The 19,021-nt window shown below is 49.8% G+C and carries 16 protein-coding genes and 4 tRNA genes; 3 read left to right on the forward strand and 17 right to left on the reverse strand.

Going from position 1 to position 19,021, the window contains the following annotated elements; genetic code table 11:
* Positions 1 to 2: 2 nt before the first annotated feature.
* The 14 genes from OCV31_RS00850 to polA form a co-directional block, all read right to left on the reverse strand.
* Positions 3 to 380: a NusG domain II-containing protein gene (locus OCV31_RS00850; RefSeq protein ID WP_148471705.1), complete on the reverse strand. Its 378-nt coding sequence runs from the start codon at positions 378 to 380 to the stop codon at positions 3 to 5.
* Positions 381 to 719: 339 nt separating this feature from the next.
* A complete protein-coding gene (gene rnfB / locus OCV31_RS00855; RefSeq protein WP_148471707.1) occupies positions 720 to 1,649 on the reverse strand; it encodes an RnfABCDGE type electron transport complex subunit B in 930 nt (309 codons plus the stop codon).
* Positions 1,650 to 1,661: 12 nt separating this feature from the next.
* A complete protein-coding gene (gene rsxA, locus OCV31_RS00860; RefSeq protein WP_148471709.1) occupies positions 1,662 to 2,237 on the reverse strand; it encodes an electron transport complex subunit RsxA in 576 nt (191 codons plus the stop codon).
* An 11-nt stretch (positions 2,238 to 2,248) separates the two neighbouring features.
* Positions 2,249 to 2,842: an electron transport complex subunit RsxE gene (rsxE, locus tag OCV31_RS00865; protein ID WP_148471711.1), complete on the reverse strand. Its 594-nt coding sequence runs from the start codon at positions 2,840 to 2,842 to the stop codon at positions 2,249 to 2,251.
* Between the two features lie 9 nt (positions 2,843 to 2,851).
* Entirely contained in the window at positions 2,852 to 3,433 is a 582-nt protein-coding gene (locus OCV31_RS00870) for an RnfABCDGE type electron transport complex subunit G (protein WP_148471713.1), read from the reverse strand.
* Positions 3,434 to 4,426 carry an RnfABCDGE type electron transport complex subunit D gene (locus tag OCV31_RS00875; RefSeq protein WP_148471715.1) on the reverse strand — a complete coding sequence of 331 codons (993 nt, stop codon included), beginning with the start codon at positions 4,424 to 4,426 and terminating at the stop codon, positions 3,434 to 3,436.
* 12 nt (positions 4,427 to 4,438) lie between these two features.
* Complete coding sequence (gene rsxC, locus OCV31_RS00880; protein WP_148471717.1) at positions 4,439 to 5,764, reverse strand: electron transport complex subunit RsxC; 1,326 nt, start codon at positions 5,762 to 5,764, stop codon at positions 4,439 to 4,441.
* A gap of 255 nt (positions 5,765 to 6,019) precedes the next feature.
* A complete protein-coding gene (locus tag OCV31_RS00885) occupies positions 6,020 to 6,232 on the reverse strand; it encodes an acetyl-CoA carboxylase biotin carboxyl carrier protein subunit (protein WP_148471719.1) in 213 nt (70 codons plus the stop codon).
* Positions 6,229 to 7,473 (reverse strand): carboxyl transferase domain-containing protein, encoded by a 1,245-nt coding sequence (locus tag OCV31_RS00890; RefSeq protein ID WP_148471721.1) that lies wholly within the window; start codon positions 7,471 to 7,473, stop codon positions 6,229 to 6,231. Before OCV31_RS00890 ends, OCV31_RS00885 begins: the two co-directional genes overlap by 4 nt.
* A 65-nt stretch (positions 7,474 to 7,538) precedes the next feature.
* A tRNA-Leu gene (locus tag OCV31_RS00895) sits at positions 7,539 to 7,625 on the reverse strand.
* Between the two features lie 109 nt (positions 7,626 to 7,734).
* Positions 7,735 to 7,821: transfer RNA gene (locus tag OCV31_RS00900), tRNA-Leu, on the reverse strand.
* A gap of 134 nt (positions 7,822 to 7,955) precedes the next feature.
* A complete protein-coding gene (locus tag OCV31_RS00905) occupies positions 7,956 to 9,647 on the reverse strand; it encodes an ABC transporter substrate-binding protein (protein ID WP_148471723.1) in 1,692 nt (563 codons plus the stop codon).
* Positions 9,634 to 10,245: a dephospho-CoA kinase gene (gene coaE, locus OCV31_RS00910; protein ID WP_148471725.1), complete on the reverse strand. Its 612-nt coding sequence runs from the start codon at positions 10,243 to 10,245 to the stop codon at positions 9,634 to 9,636. The genes OCV31_RS00905 and coaE overlap by 14 nt, the downstream gene beginning before the upstream one ends.
* Positions 10,232 to 12,868 carry a DNA polymerase I gene (polA, locus tag OCV31_RS00915; RefSeq protein ID WP_148471727.1) on the reverse strand — a complete coding sequence of 879 codons (2,637 nt, stop codon included), beginning with the start codon at positions 12,866 to 12,868 and terminating at the stop codon, positions 10,232 to 10,234. Before polA ends, coaE begins: the two co-directional genes overlap by 14 nt.
* 352 nt (positions 12,869 to 13,220) lie before the next feature.
* On the opposite strand from polA, the gene OCV31_RS00920 reads away from it, so the two are divergent.
* Together OCV31_RS00920 and OCV31_RS00925 are read left to right on the forward strand one after the other, a co-directional pair.
* Positions 13,221 to 13,676: an Ltp family lipoprotein gene (locus tag OCV31_RS00920; protein WP_148471729.1), complete on the forward strand. Its 456-nt coding sequence runs from the start codon at positions 13,221 to 13,223 to the stop codon at positions 13,674 to 13,676.
* Positions 13,677 to 14,008: 332 nt separating this feature from the next.
* Positions 14,009 to 15,127 (forward strand): Fic family protein, encoded by a 1,119-nt coding sequence (locus OCV31_RS00925; RefSeq protein WP_267303716.1) that lies wholly within the window; start codon positions 14,009 to 14,011, stop codon positions 15,125 to 15,127.
* A 234-nt stretch (positions 15,128 to 15,361) separates the two neighbouring features.
* Here OCV31_RS00925 and OCV31_RS00930 read toward each other — a convergent pair.
* From OCV31_RS00930 to OCV31_RS00940, 3 genes are all read right to left on the reverse strand, one after another.
* Positions 15,362 to 15,448: transfer RNA gene (locus tag OCV31_RS00930), tRNA-Leu, on the reverse strand.
* A gap of 54 nt (positions 15,449 to 15,502) precedes the next feature.
* Positions 15,503 to 16,846, reverse strand: coding sequence for an aminopeptidase (locus OCV31_RS00935; RefSeq protein ID WP_148471731.1), 1,344 nt, complete (start codon positions 16,844 to 16,846; stop codon positions 15,503 to 15,505).
* Between the two features lie 34 nt (positions 16,847 to 16,880).
* Entirely contained in the window at positions 16,881 to 18,731 is a 1,851-nt protein-coding gene (locus tag OCV31_RS00940) for an acyltransferase family protein (protein WP_148471733.1), read from the reverse strand.
* Positions 18,732 to 18,882: 151 nt separating this feature from the next.
* Between OCV31_RS00940 and OCV31_RS00945 the strand changes: the two genes are divergently transcribed.
* Positions 18,883 to 18,958 (forward strand) — tRNA-Lys (locus tag OCV31_RS00945).
* Positions 18,959 to 19,021: the final 63 nt, after the last annotated feature.

Here is a 19,021-nt window from a genome sequence, read left to right on the forward strand (position 1 = left end):
GCTTACCTCAACAATAGATCCATGGTGGGCGTCTCGTCGCTTTTGATTTCCGCGATGATCCGGTGGGGAAGACAAACGATCATTTCTCCCTGCCGCTTAATGGGCGCCATCTTCAGACAAATGCCGTCGGGGCAATCGGATTCCGTCATCCTTGCCCCTTTTTCGTCGATGATTAATTGATTCGTGCCGCCGTGGGCGTGGAAGGTGTAGGTCTTTCCCCTATGGGCGTCGTCCATGGGAATTTTTTTCACTTCTTTGCCGTCGATTTGCACGCTCACGTAAGCGTGGGCCGGTTCTTTTTTCGGAATCAACTGTGTCGCCCCGAGGCCCAAGGCGACGACGAGGATGACAAAGGCTATAATCACATCGGTTTTATTCATGGCTCCCCCTTTTTCAACAGTTAATTATATCATAGATAAGCGGCCGAAAAAGAAGCACGGTGGGGGAAAAAGCAAAAGCCTCGGATTCATTTTTCCGAGGCTTCATGGTTGTTTTCTGCTGAAGAAATGATTTACGATTAAATCTATTTAACATCACGTAAATCCCCTTCTCGCCCGATTCCTTGATTCGTTTTCGCACATCGCCCTGTTTGCCCTACACTTCTTTTATCCTTATCGAGCCAATTACCGAATCCGATTTCACAGAGCGTTTACGGCGGATGCTTTCGATTCCATAAAAATAGTGCCGACGAAATTCGCCGACACTACTGTCTTAAAAGCTTATTGCACTTTGCTGTTGTCGTCTGCGGCGACGACTTTTTCTTTTTCAGCAGGCTTTGCTGCGGCTTTCTTTTCTTCCGCTGCTTGAAGCTTCTTTTGTTTTTCTTTTTCTTTCATCTTTTCGACGCGTTCGGGATATTCTACGAAGATCGCGCCGGTGGGGCACTTGGATGCGCAGATACCGCAGTTAATGCACTTCGAGTAGTCGATGCTTGCCAAATTGTCTTCGACGTGGATGGCGTCTTTCGGACAATTCTTTTCGCAGAGACCGCAGGCGATACATCCGATGGAGCAATTGGTGCGTACAATCTTGCCCGGATCGTGGGTCGAGCATTTAACTTCGGTTTGTTGTTTGTAGGGCATGAGACCGATAATGTTTTTCGGGCAAATCTCGATACATTTCTTACAAGCAACACATTTTTCCTTGTCGACGGAAGCGATGCCGTTGTTGACGTGGATGGCGTCGAATTCACAGACGCTCACGCAGGTGCCGCCGCCCAAGCAGCCGGAAGCACAGCCCTTGGATCCGCGCGCGTAGTCGCCGATCAAGCGGCAGTCAACCAAGCCGTTGTATTCGTATTTGTTTTTGGACTTGTCGCAGTCCCCTTGGCAGCGAACGACGGCAACTTCTTTTTCAACGTCGCCGGCCGCTTGGCCCATGATCTCAGCTACTTTTTCAGCAACTTCTTGTCCGCCGATGGCGCATCCGTTAACCGGTGCGTCGCCGGCTACGATGGCATCGGCCATCCCGGCACAACCGGGGAAACCGCAGGCCCCGCAGTTTGCGCCGGGCAGTGCGTCCAATACATTAACCACGCGGGGATCCATGTCCACGGCAAAGACCTTGTCGGCAAATGCCAACACAGCGCCGAGGATAAGCCCCATCAAGCCTAAAATAATGACTGCATAAATAACGTTTTGTGCATTCACGTGAATCGCCCCCTATACTAATCCTTGGAATCCCATAAAGGCGATGGCCATTAAACCGGCACTGATCAGCGCAATCGGGACACCTTGTAACGGTTTCGGAATCGGCATGATTTCCATGCGTTCACGAAGGGCACTTAATAAGAGCAGTGCAAGGGTGAAACCGATGGATGCACCCAAACCGTTAATGATGGCTTCGAAAAGATTGAATTCACTTTGAATGTTCAATACGGTAACACCCAGTACCATACAGTTGGTGGTAATCAAGGGTAAGAACACGCCCATAGCCGAGTACAAAGAGGGAGATGATTTTTTAATAAACATTTCGACAAATTGTACTAAGGAGGCGATAACGAGAATGAACACGATGGTTTGTAAGTATTCCAAGCCGAATGCGTCTAAGACGAAGCGTTGGAGTAACCAGGTTACGGCCGATGCGATGACGACGACGAAAGTAACGGCGACGCCCATGCCCTTGGCAGTTTCAGTTTTGGAGGAAACGCCCAAGAAGGGGCAGATCCCGAGGAACTTCGCGAAAATATAGTTGTTAACTAAAATGGTCGATATAAGAATCGTTAAAATCGTTGACATAGTCTACCTCCCTACGCTCTTTTAGCCATGATGCCGCGGTAGAGGGCAATCCACAGACCTAAGAGAATAAATGCACCGGCGGGGGAAGTGAAGATTCCGATACCGGGATAGGATTCGGGGAAGATTTGCATATCCAACAGCGTGCCGTGACCGAAGAGTTCTCTTACGACGGCCATAGCCAACATCGCCATAGTATAGCCGATACCTGTCCCTAAACCATCGACGATGGACGGAACGACTTTGTTTTGATAAGCAAAACCTTCCGCTTCACCTAAGATACAGCAGTTAACGACGATCAAGGGCAAGAAGATACCCAATGCATTGTAGATCGCAGGGCTGTATGCGTGCAGTACCATTTCGACTAAGGTTACGAAGGCTGCGATGACGACGATAAACGCGGGAATCCGAACGTTGTTCGGGATGACGTTTCTTAAGAGACTGACGACGGCGTTGGAGCAGATCAGTACGAAGGTTACTGCAATCCCCATGGCGATGGCCGAGGAGACGGCGGTACTGATTGCCAATACCGAACACAAACCGATCATTTGCATAAAGATCGGATTGTTTTTAAAGATACTGTTCGAAAAAACTTTTCCTAAATTCATGACTACCCCCTACTTTGCGCTAATTTCTTCGTAAGCGGGAAGAATGGAATTAATTCCCTTGAGTACGGCGGTAGATGAAATAGTCGCTCCGCTGATCATCGGAATTTCATCTTCGGCTTGCGGATCTTTATTCCCTTTTACTTCGCCGTTTTTAAAGGACTTGCCTACAAATTGTTCGAAGTAGGGAGCTTCGGTAATTTGCGTACCGATGCCGGGCGTTTCGGCGTTTTGAATGTTTCTGAAACCGGCAATGGTTCCGTCGTTCAAAAGACCGATAGCGTTGGTCATGGAGCCGCCATAACCGTTGCCCGTGTGGTTAATGCCGTAGCCGACGATTTCGTCGCCTTTTTTCGCTACGAATACATCTTGAATCTCTTTGTATTTTTCAACGAGGGCTGCTTTCTTCGCTTCGTCCAAAGGTTCGAATTTGTCGGCTTTGTCGCCGTAAATATCTTGGTACGCCTGAACGGATTTTTCGAATTCAGCTTGTGCGATAACTTCAGAGGTAAAGCTGTTTACTACAGCCAAAAGTCCTGCCGCTACTGCGGAAATAACCAAGAGGACAAGACCCGTCTTTAAATAATTCTTCATTTACTTCGCCTCCCCATAAGCTTCCGTTTTTGTCAAACGTTCGATCAAGGGGCTTGCTACGTTCATAAGAAGGATGGAGTAGGATACACCTTCGGCCATATTGCCCTTCATACGAATGACGGCCGTTAAGAGACCACAGCCGATGGCAAAAATGATTTTGCCCTTATCCCCTTGGGGTGTGGAACTGTAGTCCGTCGCCATAAAGAATGCACCGAGGAACAAGCCGCCGCCGAGAAGTTCGTAGGGAAGCAGTTCCGTGCCGACGCCGAAGATCAAAAGGAATACGGCCGTCGTTGCGATGTAGATCACGGGGATCTTCCAGTCGATGACTTTGCGAACCAATAAGTAGCAGGCACCGATTAATAAGAGAAGGGCGGATGTTTCACCGATTACCCCGCCGATGTTACCGAGGAACATATCCTTTAACGGAGGAAGGGCATCCAGTTGTTGACCGGCCTTGATGATGGTAAGGGGCGTCGCTGCCGATGCGGCATCGGCGGTTTCAGCCACTTTAGCCATGGCAGGTGCCGTGTAGGTTGCCATTAATGCGGGCCAGGACAACATTGCCATGGCACGACCGGCCAATGCCGGGTTGACGAAGTTGCCGCCGATGCCGCCAAAGGCTTCTTTGACGATGACGATGGCAAAAATCGAGGAAATTGCGGGAACGTACCAGGGTACGCCTGCGGGCATATTCATGGCGAGCAGAACGCCGGTTACGATGGCGGACAAGTCGCCGATTTGAGATTCTTTCTTTGTGATCTTTTGGAACAGGAATTCACTGCCCACGCAGCAGATCACGCTGATCAGATAAATTATAAGTGCTTGCATTCCGAAGAAGTACACACTTCCCACGACGGCCGGTGCCAAGGCGATGAGCACGTCGCGCATGATCTTGGTGACCGTGTCGTTGGAACGAATATGGGGCGCTAATTGTACGAAGCGTCCGTCTCCTTGTAAACTAGGAGATTTGGTTTTTACATTGTTTTCCATGACTACCTCCTATTATTTACGAGCATTGGCGCGCACTTCGCGTTTGGCGAGTTTTGTCGATTCGCTTAAATAGCGCTTTGCGGGACATACAAACGAGCAAATGCCGCATTCCATGCATTGATCCGCATGGTATTCCTGACATTTGTCAATTCGATTTCTCAAAATTGATGCGTTAATACGCGTCGGGTTAATATTGGCCGGGCAGTGATCCACGCAGCGTCCGCATTGGATGCAGGGACCTTCTTCCATATCATCGATTTCTACATCGGTGAAGGCCAAAATACCGGAGGTCGTCTTGGTGACGGGCGAATTAAAGTCGAAAATGGACTTCCCTGTCATGGGGCCGCCGCAGATGTATTCGACGACATTATCTTTCACGCCGCAGTAATCCAGAATATCTTGTACCGGCGTACCGATGCGAACCAAGAGGTTCTTCGGATTTTCGATGCCGGAACCGGATACGGTAAGGATCCGCTCGATGGAGGGCATGCCCTTGGCGATTAAATCGTAGTAGGCTTTCGACGTTTGAACATTGGTCAGGAAGACGCCGACGTCGTTGGTTACGCCGTTTTGCGGAACGATACGGCCGCAGATGGCTTCCGATTGACGCTTGGAGTCCCCTTGCGGGTACTTGGTCTGCATCGTGGCGACCTTTAAGGTCGGGTATTCGGTTTTAACCATTTCGTTGGCCTTTTCAATGGCGTCCGGTTTGTTTTGTTCGATTGCTAAGTACGCTTCATCGGTTTGATAAAGGTCTTGGAACAGTTTTAACGATGCGAATAATTCATCGGCTTGTTCCAACATGAGACGGTGGTCACAAGTCAGGAACGGTTCACATTCAGCGCCGTTCAAAATAACGATGTCGAGTACCGGATCATCGCTCTTCAGTTTTGCGTGAAGCGGGAAGCCGGCGCCACCCATACCGACGATCCCTGCGTTTTTAACCAAGGATACAATTTCGTCGATACTCATGTCTTTGTAATTTTCTACCGGTTTGACGGAAGGATCCAAATCGTCCTTGCCGTCGTTTTCGATGACGACCATATCTGTGTACATACCGTTAGCGGCATAGCCTTTTTCAATGGCTATAACTTCGCCCGATACACTGCTATGTACGGCCGCGGAAATAAACGCGTCGGAATTACCGACAATTTGCCCTCTCAGTACGTGATCGCCTACGGCAACCGTAGGTTTACACGGAGCACCGATGTGTTGGCTCATAGGAATTCGAACCAACTTCGGTGAAGGCAGAACTTCAATAGCGACTCCTTCTGTCAGCTCTTTGTGTTCATCAAAGTGAACGCCGCCCACAGAAAAAGTGAGATTCGTCTTTGCCATTCTTTCACCCCTTGCATTCTAAGAAATGAATCGCCGGGCAAGCGTTTTGCCTGCAACTACAACGAGCGACCGTTTTGGTTTCCCGTCGTTCGGCTCTTCAGCTTTCATCTTTCCCTATCTTATCAAAATCGTTATAAAAAATCTAGTATTTGTCTAAAACGAACGTATAAAATACGGCTCGCAATCCCTGTAACGGGGCAATACCGAGGATCGTCGAATTTTTCATACAAAATAAATTTTTTTAAAAGGGAAATTTTATCGCGGATTCACGGCGGTAATGATTTCCTCTCTCATCACGACCGCCCCTTCGTCGACTTTCCACTGCAGCACACCCCCCGTCGGTGCGGAAATGGAAATTTGCATTTTCATGCTTTCGAGAATGCAAAGCACGTCGCCTTTTTTCACTTCTTCCCCGGACTTAAAGCAGAGCCTGAGAATTTTTCCCGGCAGCGGGGACCGCAAAATCATCGCAGCACCTCCGATAGTTTCCTTCTCAACGATTCGACGGACAGGATTTCGCCGACCAGGCCGCTCTTTTTCGCCGCCTCGGCGGAAAGATGCATGGCTCGGTAGCTTGCCAGATTTTCTTTTTCAAGATGCAAAATATCCGCCGCAAGTTCCGCGCCCATGACACCGATTTTTGCCCGCTCCAAGGCGAAGTAGGCGTCGGCGCCCATTTCCCTGCAGCCCATGGCCATGTAAGCGCCGCCGAGGACATTTCCCACGGCCACGGTGATTTTTTTTGCGTCGTGATCCAGGTAAGCTTCCATCATTGCGGCACCCGCTCCCATAACGCCCTCTCCTTCCGAAGCACCTCCGGGCAAAAAGCCCGGCGTATCCGCCAAGCTGATCACCGGCAATTGCAGGCGCCGGCACAGTTTATAGAAGGCCGCGGCCTTTAGCGCCGCCTCTTTGTCCAGTACCCCCGCCGCCACCTCGGGATTGTTGGCAAATACCCCTACCCGCATGCCGTCGATGCGCGCGAGGAGGGCCGTGGCATTTTGCGCCCACCGGGGCCACAAATAAATGGCGCTATCTTCGTCGACAACGGCGCGAATCACATCCTCCGTTTCCCCCTCAGCCCGCGCCTTACGCGGCGGGAGGGCCGCCACCTGCTTCTGTCTTAAAAAAGCCATAAGGGTGCGGCAATGGGCGATCATGGCTTCTTCCGTTTCGGACAGGAGATGAACGCCGCCCCGTTCGGCCACGACTTTCGCGCCGCCCATGGCCGCGAGGCTCGTCTCTTCGTAAATGGCTCGCGCCACGATTTTCGGGCCCGTGAGGCAGAAGGCCGATGCATCCTCAAGGGCGAGAACCACATCGCAAAGGCCGGCCATGTAAGCCGCCGCGCCGATGCAGGGACCGTAAGAAAGATACACCCGCGGCGTATCCAATGCTTTCAGGACGCGAAAAACCGATCCGGCGCCGGAAAGAGACAGCTGGCCGCTAACCATGTCGGCTCCGGCAGATTGACACAACAATACGAGTGGTGCCTGCCCTTCCCCGGCCAGCTTAACGGCCCGAACAAGGGATGCGCCTTCGAAATAGCCAAGAGCACCGCCTTTTTTCGTGGGATCGAAGGCCGCCAGCACCACGGGCTTTTGGGCGATCTTCGCCGCAGCCACCGCCACCGCCGATCGGTTTTTTTCTATGTAGTGAATACTTCCTTCGTCGGCAAGGGCTTCCATGCGCCGAAAAACTTCTTTCATGACACCACCTCTTTCATTTATTTATTATACGCAAAAAGCCGCACGATAAACGTACGGCTTTAAAATGGTGCGGGAAAAGGGACTTGAACCCCCACGTGCATACACACACATGATCCTGAATCATGCCTGTCTGCCAATTCCAGCATTCCCGCTCACGATAAGATATTATAACACGGCTTTTTCGAAATGTAAACGGGCAGTTAAGAATTTCATAAAATAAAAAAACCGCCGATGGCGAACCACCGACGGTCTTTCATTGCATGGTGCGGAGAAAGGGACTTGAACCCTCACGTGATGACTCACACATGCCCCTCAAACATGCCTGTCTGCCGATTCCAGCATCTCCGCTCATCACAGGAATAAATTATAACACAGGCTTTTTGCTTTGTAAATCACTTTTTACGAATTTTCGCAGGTCTTTTCCATTTGCGGGAAAAGGGCCTCGCCCGACGCCTCGGGCGGGGTAATTTACTTTTCCTACTTTACTTTTCCGCGGTTTTCGCCCTATCTTTTCCCGCCAATGTCACATCGTCGATGCCGTTAAAGACATTGAAGGCGTTGGGACGCATGCGCCCTTTTACTCGCGGCCCGGTGACCAGGACATTTTGCTTAAATACCAGGGGAATGTAGGGCACGTCGTTGCGAAAGATTTTGTACGCGGCGTCGGTGGCTTCTTTCCGCTCTCCTTCCTCTTGGGCATGGGCCAATTTCTGCAGGGCCTCGTCCATGGCGGGATTGCTATATCTGCTGATATTCATGCCGCCGATACCACCGGATGAAAGCACCGAGGAGAGATTGACCACGGCGGAAAAATCCATGCCCACGACGGCCAGCTGATAATTGCCGCTTTGAAGGGCGCGGGCAAATAGATCGGCCTCAGGCTCGGTCTTCTTTTGTCCCTCTTCGCTCGCTGTGTCGGCGGCGTCTTTCACACGGGAGCGGATACCGATTTTTTTCAAATCTTCCGACACCAGTTGGGCCTCGGTTTTCAGGCGATGGTTGACCCCGTTTGTGAGGATGGTGAGATTTAATGCTTCCCCGTTTTTCCCTTCGCGGAAACCGTCGCCGTCCACATCCTTGTAGCCGGCCCTATCCAGCATATCCATGGCGCCGTCCACGCTTAAATAGGACTCTTCTTTGGCAAAGGTGCCGGCGGATAGCTTCGGATTCACAAAAAAGTTTGCCATAGTGCCTTGAGACAGATACAGGCTATCGATGATGCGCTCTTTGTTGATGGCAAGGTCCAGGGCCCGGCGCAGATCCGGATCACTTAATAGGGGATCCTGCGTGTTCATGCTCAGCACTTCCACCCGCTGGGTTTCGTAGGGCTCCACGGCGCTCTTCTCGTCGCTTTTGTAGCGATCCCATGTGTAGTCGTCCACGACAAAAAGATCAATCTGTCCCGCGTCGTAGGCCTGTTGAATGGCTTTATTGTCCGACAAAATCAAGCCCACGATGCCGTCGATGTAGGGCAGATTTCCGTGGTAGTTTGGATTTTTCTCCAGATAAATCTTTTTGTTCTTTTCCCATTTTTTCAGGAGAAAAGGCCCGGAGCCCACCACGGCGAAATTTTCGGCATCGAGCATGGCCTCTTCCGAGTAAATGTGGGCGGGCAATATGGGAAAGCTCAAAAGTTCCGGGTAATTGCCGTAGCTTTGATTGAATTCAAAATCGATGTTTCGATCGTCGAAGATTACGGCCTTCGCCACCGTATCCAAGTCGGTGCCGGCGCCGATCCCCGGCGTACGGTGAAAGAGCCTGCTATAAGGCGAGTCTGCCGGCGCATGTTTCACCGCAAGAAACGTCGCGGCCACGTCTTTGGTCGTAATGGGCGTGCCGTCTTGCCAGTAAATGCCTTTTCTCAAGGTGACGGAAACGCGCCGTCCCTCGTCGGAGGTCTCCACGTGTTCCGCCAAAGAAGGCACCAGGCGGCCGCTGCCTTCGTACTCGAAAAGCCGATCGAAAAGCAGATGACTCAAGTGGAAATACGAACGGTTTTGCGTCAAAAGCGGATTTAAGGTGTCGAAGTTCGTGAGGGGCACGGTTAGGGTGCCGCCCCCTCCGGCGCCGTCGTCGGTTCCCTTTTCTTCCACCACGGTTTTGGATCCTCCCATGCCGCAGGCGGTTAAGAGCATAAGGCACAGGGCGAGGATGATCCCCTTACATGTTTTCACCGGGCAGAGCCTCCAATGCGTCGTCCACTTGATTGTAGAGATTCATTAAATCGCCGGAATTGTCGAAGACCACGGTGGCCAACTTTTTCTTTTCCTCCAAGGGCATTTGCGAGGCGATTTTTTCCTTGGCATAGGCTTCGTCGATCCCATCCCGCGCCATGAGGCGGGCGAGCTGCACGTCCTCGTCGGCGTCCACGAGCCAAATGGCGTCGAATTCCAGGCCGCTTTCTTTTATGTCGTCGATCTGCTCAAAGAGCAGCGGTACGTCGTAGAAAACGAGGCCGTGGAAATTCTCCGACAAATCGAGCATGGCGCGAACGATGGCCGGATGCATGATGTCGTTCAGTCGGTTGCGGGCGTCTTCGTCTGAAAACACGCGTTTGCCCAATTTGTCCCGGTCCAGGTTGCCGTCCGATAGGATCATGTCTTCTCCGAAGATATCGGCGATTTCCTTCAATGTTTCCGATCCCGGATGGACCAGATCCCTGGCAATGGCATCGGCGTCGATGACCGGAAAGCCCAAGCCCAACAAGTAGGCGGTCAAGACGCTTTTTCCCGAGGCAATGGAGCCCGTAATGCCGATTTTATTTTGTTTCATACCAATTTTCCCCCGTTTCCACTTCTACTTTTACGGGAATCGCCAGTGGCAAGGCCGATTCCATGGTTTCAACCAACAATTTTTTTACCCGCTCCCCGTCTTCTTTGTCCGCCTCGATAATCAATTCGTCGTGGACTTGTAGCAGGAGCTTCGCCCGAAGGCCCTCGTCTTTTAATTTTCTGTAAACGGCCACCATGGCTTTTTTCATCATGTCCGCCGCCGTCCCCTGAATGGGCATGTTCAGCGCCACCCGCTCGCCGAAGGAGCGGACACTGAAATTTTTCGCCGCCAGCTCGGGAATGTAGCGTCGGCGATGGAACAGGGTTTCCACATAGCCTTGGGCCTTCCCCGTTTCCACGATGTCTTCCATAAATTGGTGGACGCCGCTGAATTTATTCAGGTAATTGTCGATGTATTCCTTGGCTTCTTTTCTCAGAATATCCAGGTCTTGAGATAAGCCGTAATCGCTGATGCCGTAGACGATGCCGAAGTTCACGGCCTTGGCCCTGGAGCGCATAAGGCTCGTCACATCCTCAGGATCCACGTGAAAGACTTGGGATGCCGTGGTGGTGTGAATGTCGGCGCCGTCCTTAAAAGCTTTTTGCATGACCGCATCCCCGGAAATGTGCGCCAAAATCCGAAGCTCGATTTGGGAATAGTCCGCGTCGATAAATTCCGCCCCTTCCCGCGGCAAAAAGGCCTTTCGAATGCTTCGGCCCACGTCGGTTTTAATGGGGATATTTTGAAGATTGGGGTTGGTGGATGAGATCCTCCCCGTGGCCGTAATGGTCTGTTGAAATTGGGAGTGAATCTTTCCGTCCGGGGCGATTTCCGCCTTGAGTCCCTCCACGTAGGTGGATTGAATTTTCGCCAACTGGCGATACTTTAAAATGTCCTCGACGATGGGGTGTTCCTTGCGAATTTTCTCCAACACGTCTTGACTGGTGCTGAAACCGGTCTTCGTCTTTTTTATGGGCGTCAATTTCAAATCTTCAAAGAGCACTTCCGCCAACTGCTTCGTGCTGTTGATATTGAATTCCCTGCCCGCGTCCTCGTAAATGGAGGCCTCCAGGCCTTGGATTTCTTCGGCCAGGGCGTCGCCGATTTCATCCAGTACCTTTTCGTCGACGATAATCCCCTCGTGTTCCATGGAAGCCAAAGTTTCCACCAAAGGCATTTCGATGGCGGAAAACAGTTCCCACATATCCAAATCCTTCAGCTTCTCTTCCTGCGCCGCCATAACCTTGGGCAGGAATTTGTGCAGTCGCGATAGGTAACCGACGACGTCATCTTCCGCTTCGAGAAGGGTTTTTTTGCTCTTGCCCTTCCCTAAAAACTCTTCCGGCGCCGCAATGGTTTGGTTTTCGTAGAGACCGATTAAGTGGGACGCTTCGTAATTGGATTTCGTGGGATCCAGCAAATACTCGGCCACGGAGGCATCGAAGACGACATTTGCAGGCTCGATGCCGTAGTGGAATGCGAATAAAAAGAGCTCTTTTAAATCGCTTCCCACAATGGCCACGGATGTGTCTTCCAAAATGCCTTTTAAGCGCAAAAATTCCGCCCTATCAGGCGACTTGACGATGTAGCCCTTGTCCGCGGCGGAAAGAAGCAAATAATCCACCTTGCCGTCGAAATAAGGGCGACCCTCCGCCATCAGGTGGATCATGACCTTCTCGGCCCCTTCCAGGCCCTTGACGGCCTCGTTCATGGACGCGAGGGGCAAATCCTTTACTTCGGCCTCTTCCGCCTCCTCTTCACCGGGAAGACGCCGCATAAGGGTAAAGAATTCGTACTCACTGTAAAGAGCCCGCAGGGCGTCGAGATCGTAGGGCTTGCGCTCGAGGGCGTCGATGTCGAAATCCAGGGGAATCGTCGTAATAATCGTGCCGAGCTTTTTGCTTAAGAAAGCCTGTTGCTTAAAATTCTCGAGATTTTCCTTTCGCTTCTTCCCGCTAACGGCATCGAGATTCTCGTAAACCCCTTCAATGGACCCGTATTCATGGATCAACTTTATGCCCGTCTTTTCGCCGATCCCCGGCACGCCGGGAATATTGTCGCTGGAATCCCCCATAAGCCCCTTCAGGTCGATGAGCTGATCCGGCGACATGCCGTATTCTTCTTTGATGCGGGCCACATCGTAGACTTCCAGATTCGTAATGCCTTTTTTCGTCATAAGGACGTCGATGCCCTCTTCGATTAATTGAAAATAATCCCGATCGCCGGTGAGCAAATAAACTTTTTTCCCGGCGGCGCGGCCCATTTTCGCCACGGTGCCCGCCAAGTCGTCGGCTTCGTATTCCGGGGAGTCCACGGTTTTTATGCCCATGGTCTTTAAAATTTTCATGAGATAAGGCCACTGCTCGTCTAATTCCGAAGGCGTCTTCTGCCGCGTGCCCTTGTACTCCGCGTAAAGATCGTGGCGGAAGGTGCGCCCCTTTTGATCAAAACACACAAGCAAATAGCCGGGATCGATGCGGTCCACGGCATTTTCCATCATGGACACGAAGCCGTAGACCGCATTGGTGTACAGACCCCGCTTCGTCTTTAACAAAGGCAAGGCGTAAAAAGCCCGAAAAAACAAACTGCTTCCATCTATTATCAAAATCGTATCTTTATTCATGGGTCCTCCTTGCCTTTATTATACACGAGAAGCCGCGGAAAAGCCTTTATAACCATTTTCCGGATGCTTGTTACGCATTTCTTTTTCGGGCCCTGCTTTTTGAATTTATGCCATGCCAATGCTAAAATATAGCCAATAAGGCGATCGATAAGCTTAGCTGAAATTGAAACCTAAAAAGTAATTCACCTCAATCGAAAATATGAGTTTGGCAAATCTTTGGACGACTCCCCTTTCCGCATCCTACTTGAAAGAAAACCCGCGTCCTTCGCCGGGTAAAGTAAACGACGACAGCGCCCACGCGCTTTTAGATAGATGTACGCAGTCCGCCTAATCACTACATAAGGAGGAAACCATGAAGAAATTAGCAATCGCCATCTGTGCTCTACTTTTGCTTGTCGGATGCGGATCAGATGCATCCAATGATGCAGTTCAAAACGAACAGAACACAAATCAACAAGCTGAGATTCAAACAGAAGAGAAAGAAGCGGAATCCAACGTGCCTGCTGAATACAAAGCGGCCCTCAAATCTGCTGAAAATTATGCAAAATTGATGCACATGTCCAAAAAAGGAATCTATGAACAACTCATTTCCGAGTATGGCGATCAGTTTCCCGAAGAGGCAGCCCAATATGCCGTTGATCATTTAGAAGGAATCGATTGGAATAAGAACGCTTTGGAATCGGCTAAAAATTACCGTGAAACCATGTCTATGTCTAATCAGGCCATCTACGATCAACTAGTATCTGAAGCAGGCGAACAATTTACTTCTGAAGAAGCGCAATACGCCATCGACAACTTGCCACAATAATCAATCCCGCTGACATAGCGAGTGTACATACTTAGTGCCGATAAGCTCACAAAAATCGTAGCCGTCGAACAGATTCAGTGGAAAAGAATTTACTTGATTAAGGAGTCATCACCGAAGAAGAATTTGAAAAAAGAAAATTTGGAATACATAAGTAGGCGGTATTCAGGCCACATAAAATTATCAATTTGTTTTGTTCCAATTCATTCCAACTTAATGGAATGCTGTTCGCTTATTCCAATTTATTTCGATTTATTGGAATACTGTTTGCTTATTCCAATTTATTTCGATTTATTGGAATAACTGTTTCAAGATGATCGAGAGGAGACCAAACATTGACCAAAAAAACTCCGGAGCCATTCCTGCCTAATAAACTTCCCTTGGACGATCTTAATGATTTCATTCTAAAACCGGATATTATTGACAAAATGATAGAAGCTTCAAACGCGATGGGCATCTATAAGGGTTTTCTGTATAACACGCCAAATCCAATGCTGCTCATTTCTCCTCTATTGATCCAAGAGTCCGTTTTGTCCTCCAAACTGGAAGGAACGCACGCAACACTGGAAGACTTCTTAAACTTCGAAGCAGGCAATGATACCCCGATAGAAAAAGATGAAATGACAGAAATTGCGAACTATAGAACGGCTTTGTACGATGCCTTAGACACGATGGGAACGATAAATAATGATGATCCCGGTAAGCTGCCGCTCTCCAATCGAATCATTAAAAACATGCACAAAATCCTCTTAAATAACGTGAGAGGCAACACGAAAAATCCCGGTAACTTTAAACGAGCACAAAATTATATAGGTAGCTCAACGGAAATTTCATATACACCGGTCCCACCGTCACATACCGAAGAGTACATGGCTAATCTTGAAAATTATATTCATTTCGATGAAAAGAAAATTTTAATTCAGTCAGCAATAATACATGCCCAGTTCGAAATGATACATCCATTTGAGGATGGAAACGGACGAATCGGAAGATTGTTAATTCCCCTGTTCTTATATTACAAAGAATACCTTCCTTATCCGACTTTTTATATGAGTGAATATTTTGAAGCAGACAGAAACCGTTATATTGAGAGGTTGTCAGATATTTCCTCACACAATAATTGGTTGGACTGGATTGATTATTATTTAGATGGAATCATAAAACAGGCATCGAGAAATACAATAAAAGCAAATCGCCTTTTATCTTTATATGACGAAATGAAGGTTTTGTGTACTTCCAAAGTTAACTCCAAGCATGCCATTAATGTGCTTGACTTTATCTTCAAGCATCCGGTATTTAAATCCGGCCAATTAAAGGATGAGCTGAATGTCGGTTCCTTATCCACAGTCTATAATTTATTAGATAAATTCACAGAACTTGGCATTCTCACGAAGTCAGATGAAAAAAGAAACATCACCTATTATTCGCCGCAAATTATTTTAAGTACAGAGTAAGTTATGCTCCAATGAAGATAAAGGACGAAAAACCCCCTACCCTATTGCGACAGGATAGAGGCAAATGATATACCTACGACGCACAATCGTTTCCGTTCTCGATTACAGCATCGTCTTCAGACGCGAAGGATCGATCCGGAAAAAGTAAAAGCACGTAAGGCGAAGAGCCCTACGTGCTTTTAAAATGTGCATTTTTACACGTTTTATAACGTTGTGTAAAAACACTAAATTGTATGGTGCCGAAGGCGGGACTTGAACCCGCACGGTGTCGCCACCGCTGGATTTTGAGTCCAGTACGTCTGCCAATTCCATCACTTCGGCCAACTGATACTTCGATAGTATAACATATCTGTTAGCCGTGTGTAAAGGATAATTTTATTTCATGGTCAAAAAACTGCTGTACGCTTTGTAGGTGGAGTAGATGTCCGCCTTGGATGCCACTTCAAAGGGTGCGTGCATGGAGAAGAGAGCCGTACCCAGATCCACCACTTCTGCGCCGGTTTCGGCGAGGATGTAGGCCACGGTACCGCCGCCGCCTTCGTCGACTTTGCCCATTTCGCCCGTTTGCCACAAAACATTGTCCTTGGCAAACTGATCCCGAAGGGCAGCGACAAATTCCACATTGGCGTCGTTGGTGGAGCTTTTGCCTCTGGCGCCGGTGTATTTCATCATGCAGACGCCTTCGCCCAAGCGGGCGGCGTTTTTCTTGTCCATAACTTCGGGATAGTTGGGATCCAAGGCCGCGGTGACGTCGGCGGAGAGGACCATGCTGTTGGCCAATGCCCGGCGCACGGCGATGTTGGAATCCACGCCCAGTTTGTAGAGCACTTCTGCCACGGCGTTTTCAAAGTATTTCGCGCTCATGGATGTGTTGCCGACGGAGCCGATTTCTTCTTTGTCGGCAAAGACGGCGACGCAGGTTTTCGTGCGGTTCTTTCCGTCCAGTTGCGCTCTGAGGGATGCGTAGGCGCAGACTTTGTCGTCTTGCCCATAGGCCGCCACCATGCTTCGATCCAGGCCTATATCTCTGGCGTTAAAGGCGGGCACCACTTCCAACTCCGCCGTTTCGAAATCATCGGTATCCATGCCGTATTTTTCTTTTAAAAGGGCTTTCGCGGCTTCTTCCACGGAGCCGTCCAGGGGCTTGTGGCCGAAAAGGACGTTTAAATTTTCGCCGATGATGCCTTCGGCCAAGGTCTTTTTATTTTGGGACTTGCTTAAATGGGGCAAGAGGTCCGTTACGGTAAAGACGGGATCGGCAGCGTCGGAGCCGATATTCACTTCGTGCTTCTTGCCGTCTTTGGTCACGACCACGCCGTGCATGGCCAAGGGAATCGCCGTCCATTGGTATTTTTTAATGCCGCCGTAGTAGTGGGTCTTTAAGAGCGCCACATTTTCCTCTTCGTAAAGGGGCGTCGCTTTAATATCCAGGCGCGGCGAGTCGATGTGGCTCGCCACAATGGCCATGCCTTCTTCAAAGTCTGCGGCCAGGTCGAAGAGCACTACGGACTTTTCTTTATTCAAGAAGTAAATTTTGTCGCCGCGCTTTAAGCTGTCCATGTCGTAGAAATTTTTATAGCCCGCTTCTTCTGCCAAGCGGACGATTTCTTTCGCCGCCATGCGCTCGGTTTTTGCCCGGTCCAAAAAGGCCTTGTAGTCTTCAGAAAATGCCATAATGGCATCGTGATCGTCTTTTCTTTCCCAATAGCTTTTTTCCATTGTGATCGAATCTCCTTTCAGTTCTTTAAGATAATCAATTGGAGTCCCCTACATCGGGGACGTCGTCGTTTTCTTTTGCCGCCAAATTTTCTTCCGTCTTGGCGTGTTTGGCTTTGTCTCCGTCGTCGGGCTTCACCACCGCCTCAGGCATATTGTAGAGTAGGCAATGGCCCAACATATGGGACATGAGGCGCTTCGCCGGATCTTTCATGTGCCCTTCATCGTCGTAAAAATCGCTTTGATTTTTGGCATCTTTATACCAGTCGATGAGGGCCACATTGGCGTACTTGTCGGCGACGCGCTGCAAAATATCGTTGTTTTTATCTTCGTAGGAAGGATCGGCCACCACATTAAACAAGAACAGGGGGCGTCCTTCGGCAGTTTTTACGATTTCGTCCACGGCATCGAAGGTGAGAGCACCGTCGTTTCCGATTTGCAGAATAATGGGCCCGTCATCGGTGTATTCCTTTATTCGGCGCACATACCAAGAGGGATTTAGATTCTCGGATCCGATGACCTGCAGATTCGGCATAAGGCGCAAATAGGCTTCCCGCGCCGATTGGGCGGATCCGTCGCCTAAGAGCAGTCCCTTTTGATTCTGGAGCTTGCCCAAATCCTCGTTGGTTAATTTGTAATAGGGCTTTTGCGCGTTCACCTGTTCGATGGCCGCCGCCAGCTCGTTGGAAGGCTCGAAACGCTCCGTCAAAGATGCCTTCTTTTGTTCCCCCTCGTCTTCCTTCGGCTTCACCGTCTTCACCACGGGCTTCGTCGGCGCCTCGCGCTTCATGACTTCCGGCCCTTGGGTGGCGTAGGTCATGATCATGAGTCCGCCGAAAAGCGTCGCCAACATAGCGTATACCCATTTGTTGCTCAGACCTTTCACTTGAAACACATAGTAGGAACCTTGGGCAACGATCAGCAATAGGATGAGGGCCAGAGGAATCCACAGGCCGCCTGCGAGCTGAAGGCGCTCCGCCAAGGCTTTTGTAAAGAAAAAGGTCGGCATGCTGTACAGGTAGATGGAATAGGCCCGCTCCCCGATAAAGGTAAAGAGGGGAAATTGAAAGACGCTTTCGAAAGCGTTGCCGTCGCGAAACAAAAACAAAATAAAGAAACTTAAGAGCAGACTGGTAAGAAAAAGGCCGCCGAAATACGCCGGTCCGGCTTCCGCCATAAACAATAACAAAATGACGAAGACGATCATGATCCCGAGCATGGCCATGTCCCGATTCGCCACTTTTCCCCGCCCTTTTCCCATGAGCTCATAGAGGACGGCGGGAAACAGGATAAAGAAACTGAAGAGCCGACTCTCCGGGCTGTAAAAGATTCTGGCTTCGGCCAAATCCAAGCCGCCGAAGATGCCCATCATAAGGGCGGAGATCAAGCTGATGACGCCGCCGAAAAAGGCCACGGATATAATTTTCTGCCGCGTCTTTTTCCCTGCAATGGCCAGAGTAAAAATCAAATAGCATTGCATAAGCAAGGACACGAACCACAAGTGTCCGAAGGGCGAGGGCTGTTCGATGCTCAACGGATGCCCGGCGAGGCTTTGGAAAATATTATTGGCGAACAGCAGGGACCACAGGGCCTGTCCCCGCACCAGGGGCATATCTGCATAAAAAAACAGGGCGTAGATCGCCGTGACCACGGCAACCATGGCGAACAGTTCCGGCCAATAGGCCCGCACCTTCTCCACCAAAAAGGGCCCGGGGTATGTTTTTTCCCGAATGTAGCGCCTGAAGGTCTCGTAGCCCATAAGGGCGAAGAGCATTTGATAGCCTAGGTGGCCGCCTAAAAAAACGCGGCTGAAAGCCATGTATAGTAAAATAAAGCACAGGGCAAATCCTTTGACGCCCTCTGCCGTCTTTCTTTCTTTAATGGACATAAACGACTCCTTTATTTAATGGTAATATTTTACCACAAACGGGGAAATTTAGCCTGCGCTTTACTCGGCGGAGATTTTTGTAAAATTCTTTTAAAAAAGCACTGGACAAATTTCTTCTGAGGCTATATAATTATCTCTGTTATCGACGTTTGCATCTTTAGCTCAGTTGGTAGAGCAACTGACTCTTAATCAGTGGGCCCAGGGTTCGAGTCCCTGAAGATGCACCAGATACGCGGAGCTTCGGCTCCGTTTTTTTATGCCCGTTTTTCCTTGCTCATCAAAAAAAGAGC

The organism is Aedoeadaptatus acetigenes, from assembly GCF_025566985.1.
GTDB classification, from domain to species: Bacteria; Bacillota; Clostridia; order Tissierellales; family Peptoniphilaceae; genus Aedoeadaptatus; species Aedoeadaptatus acetigenes.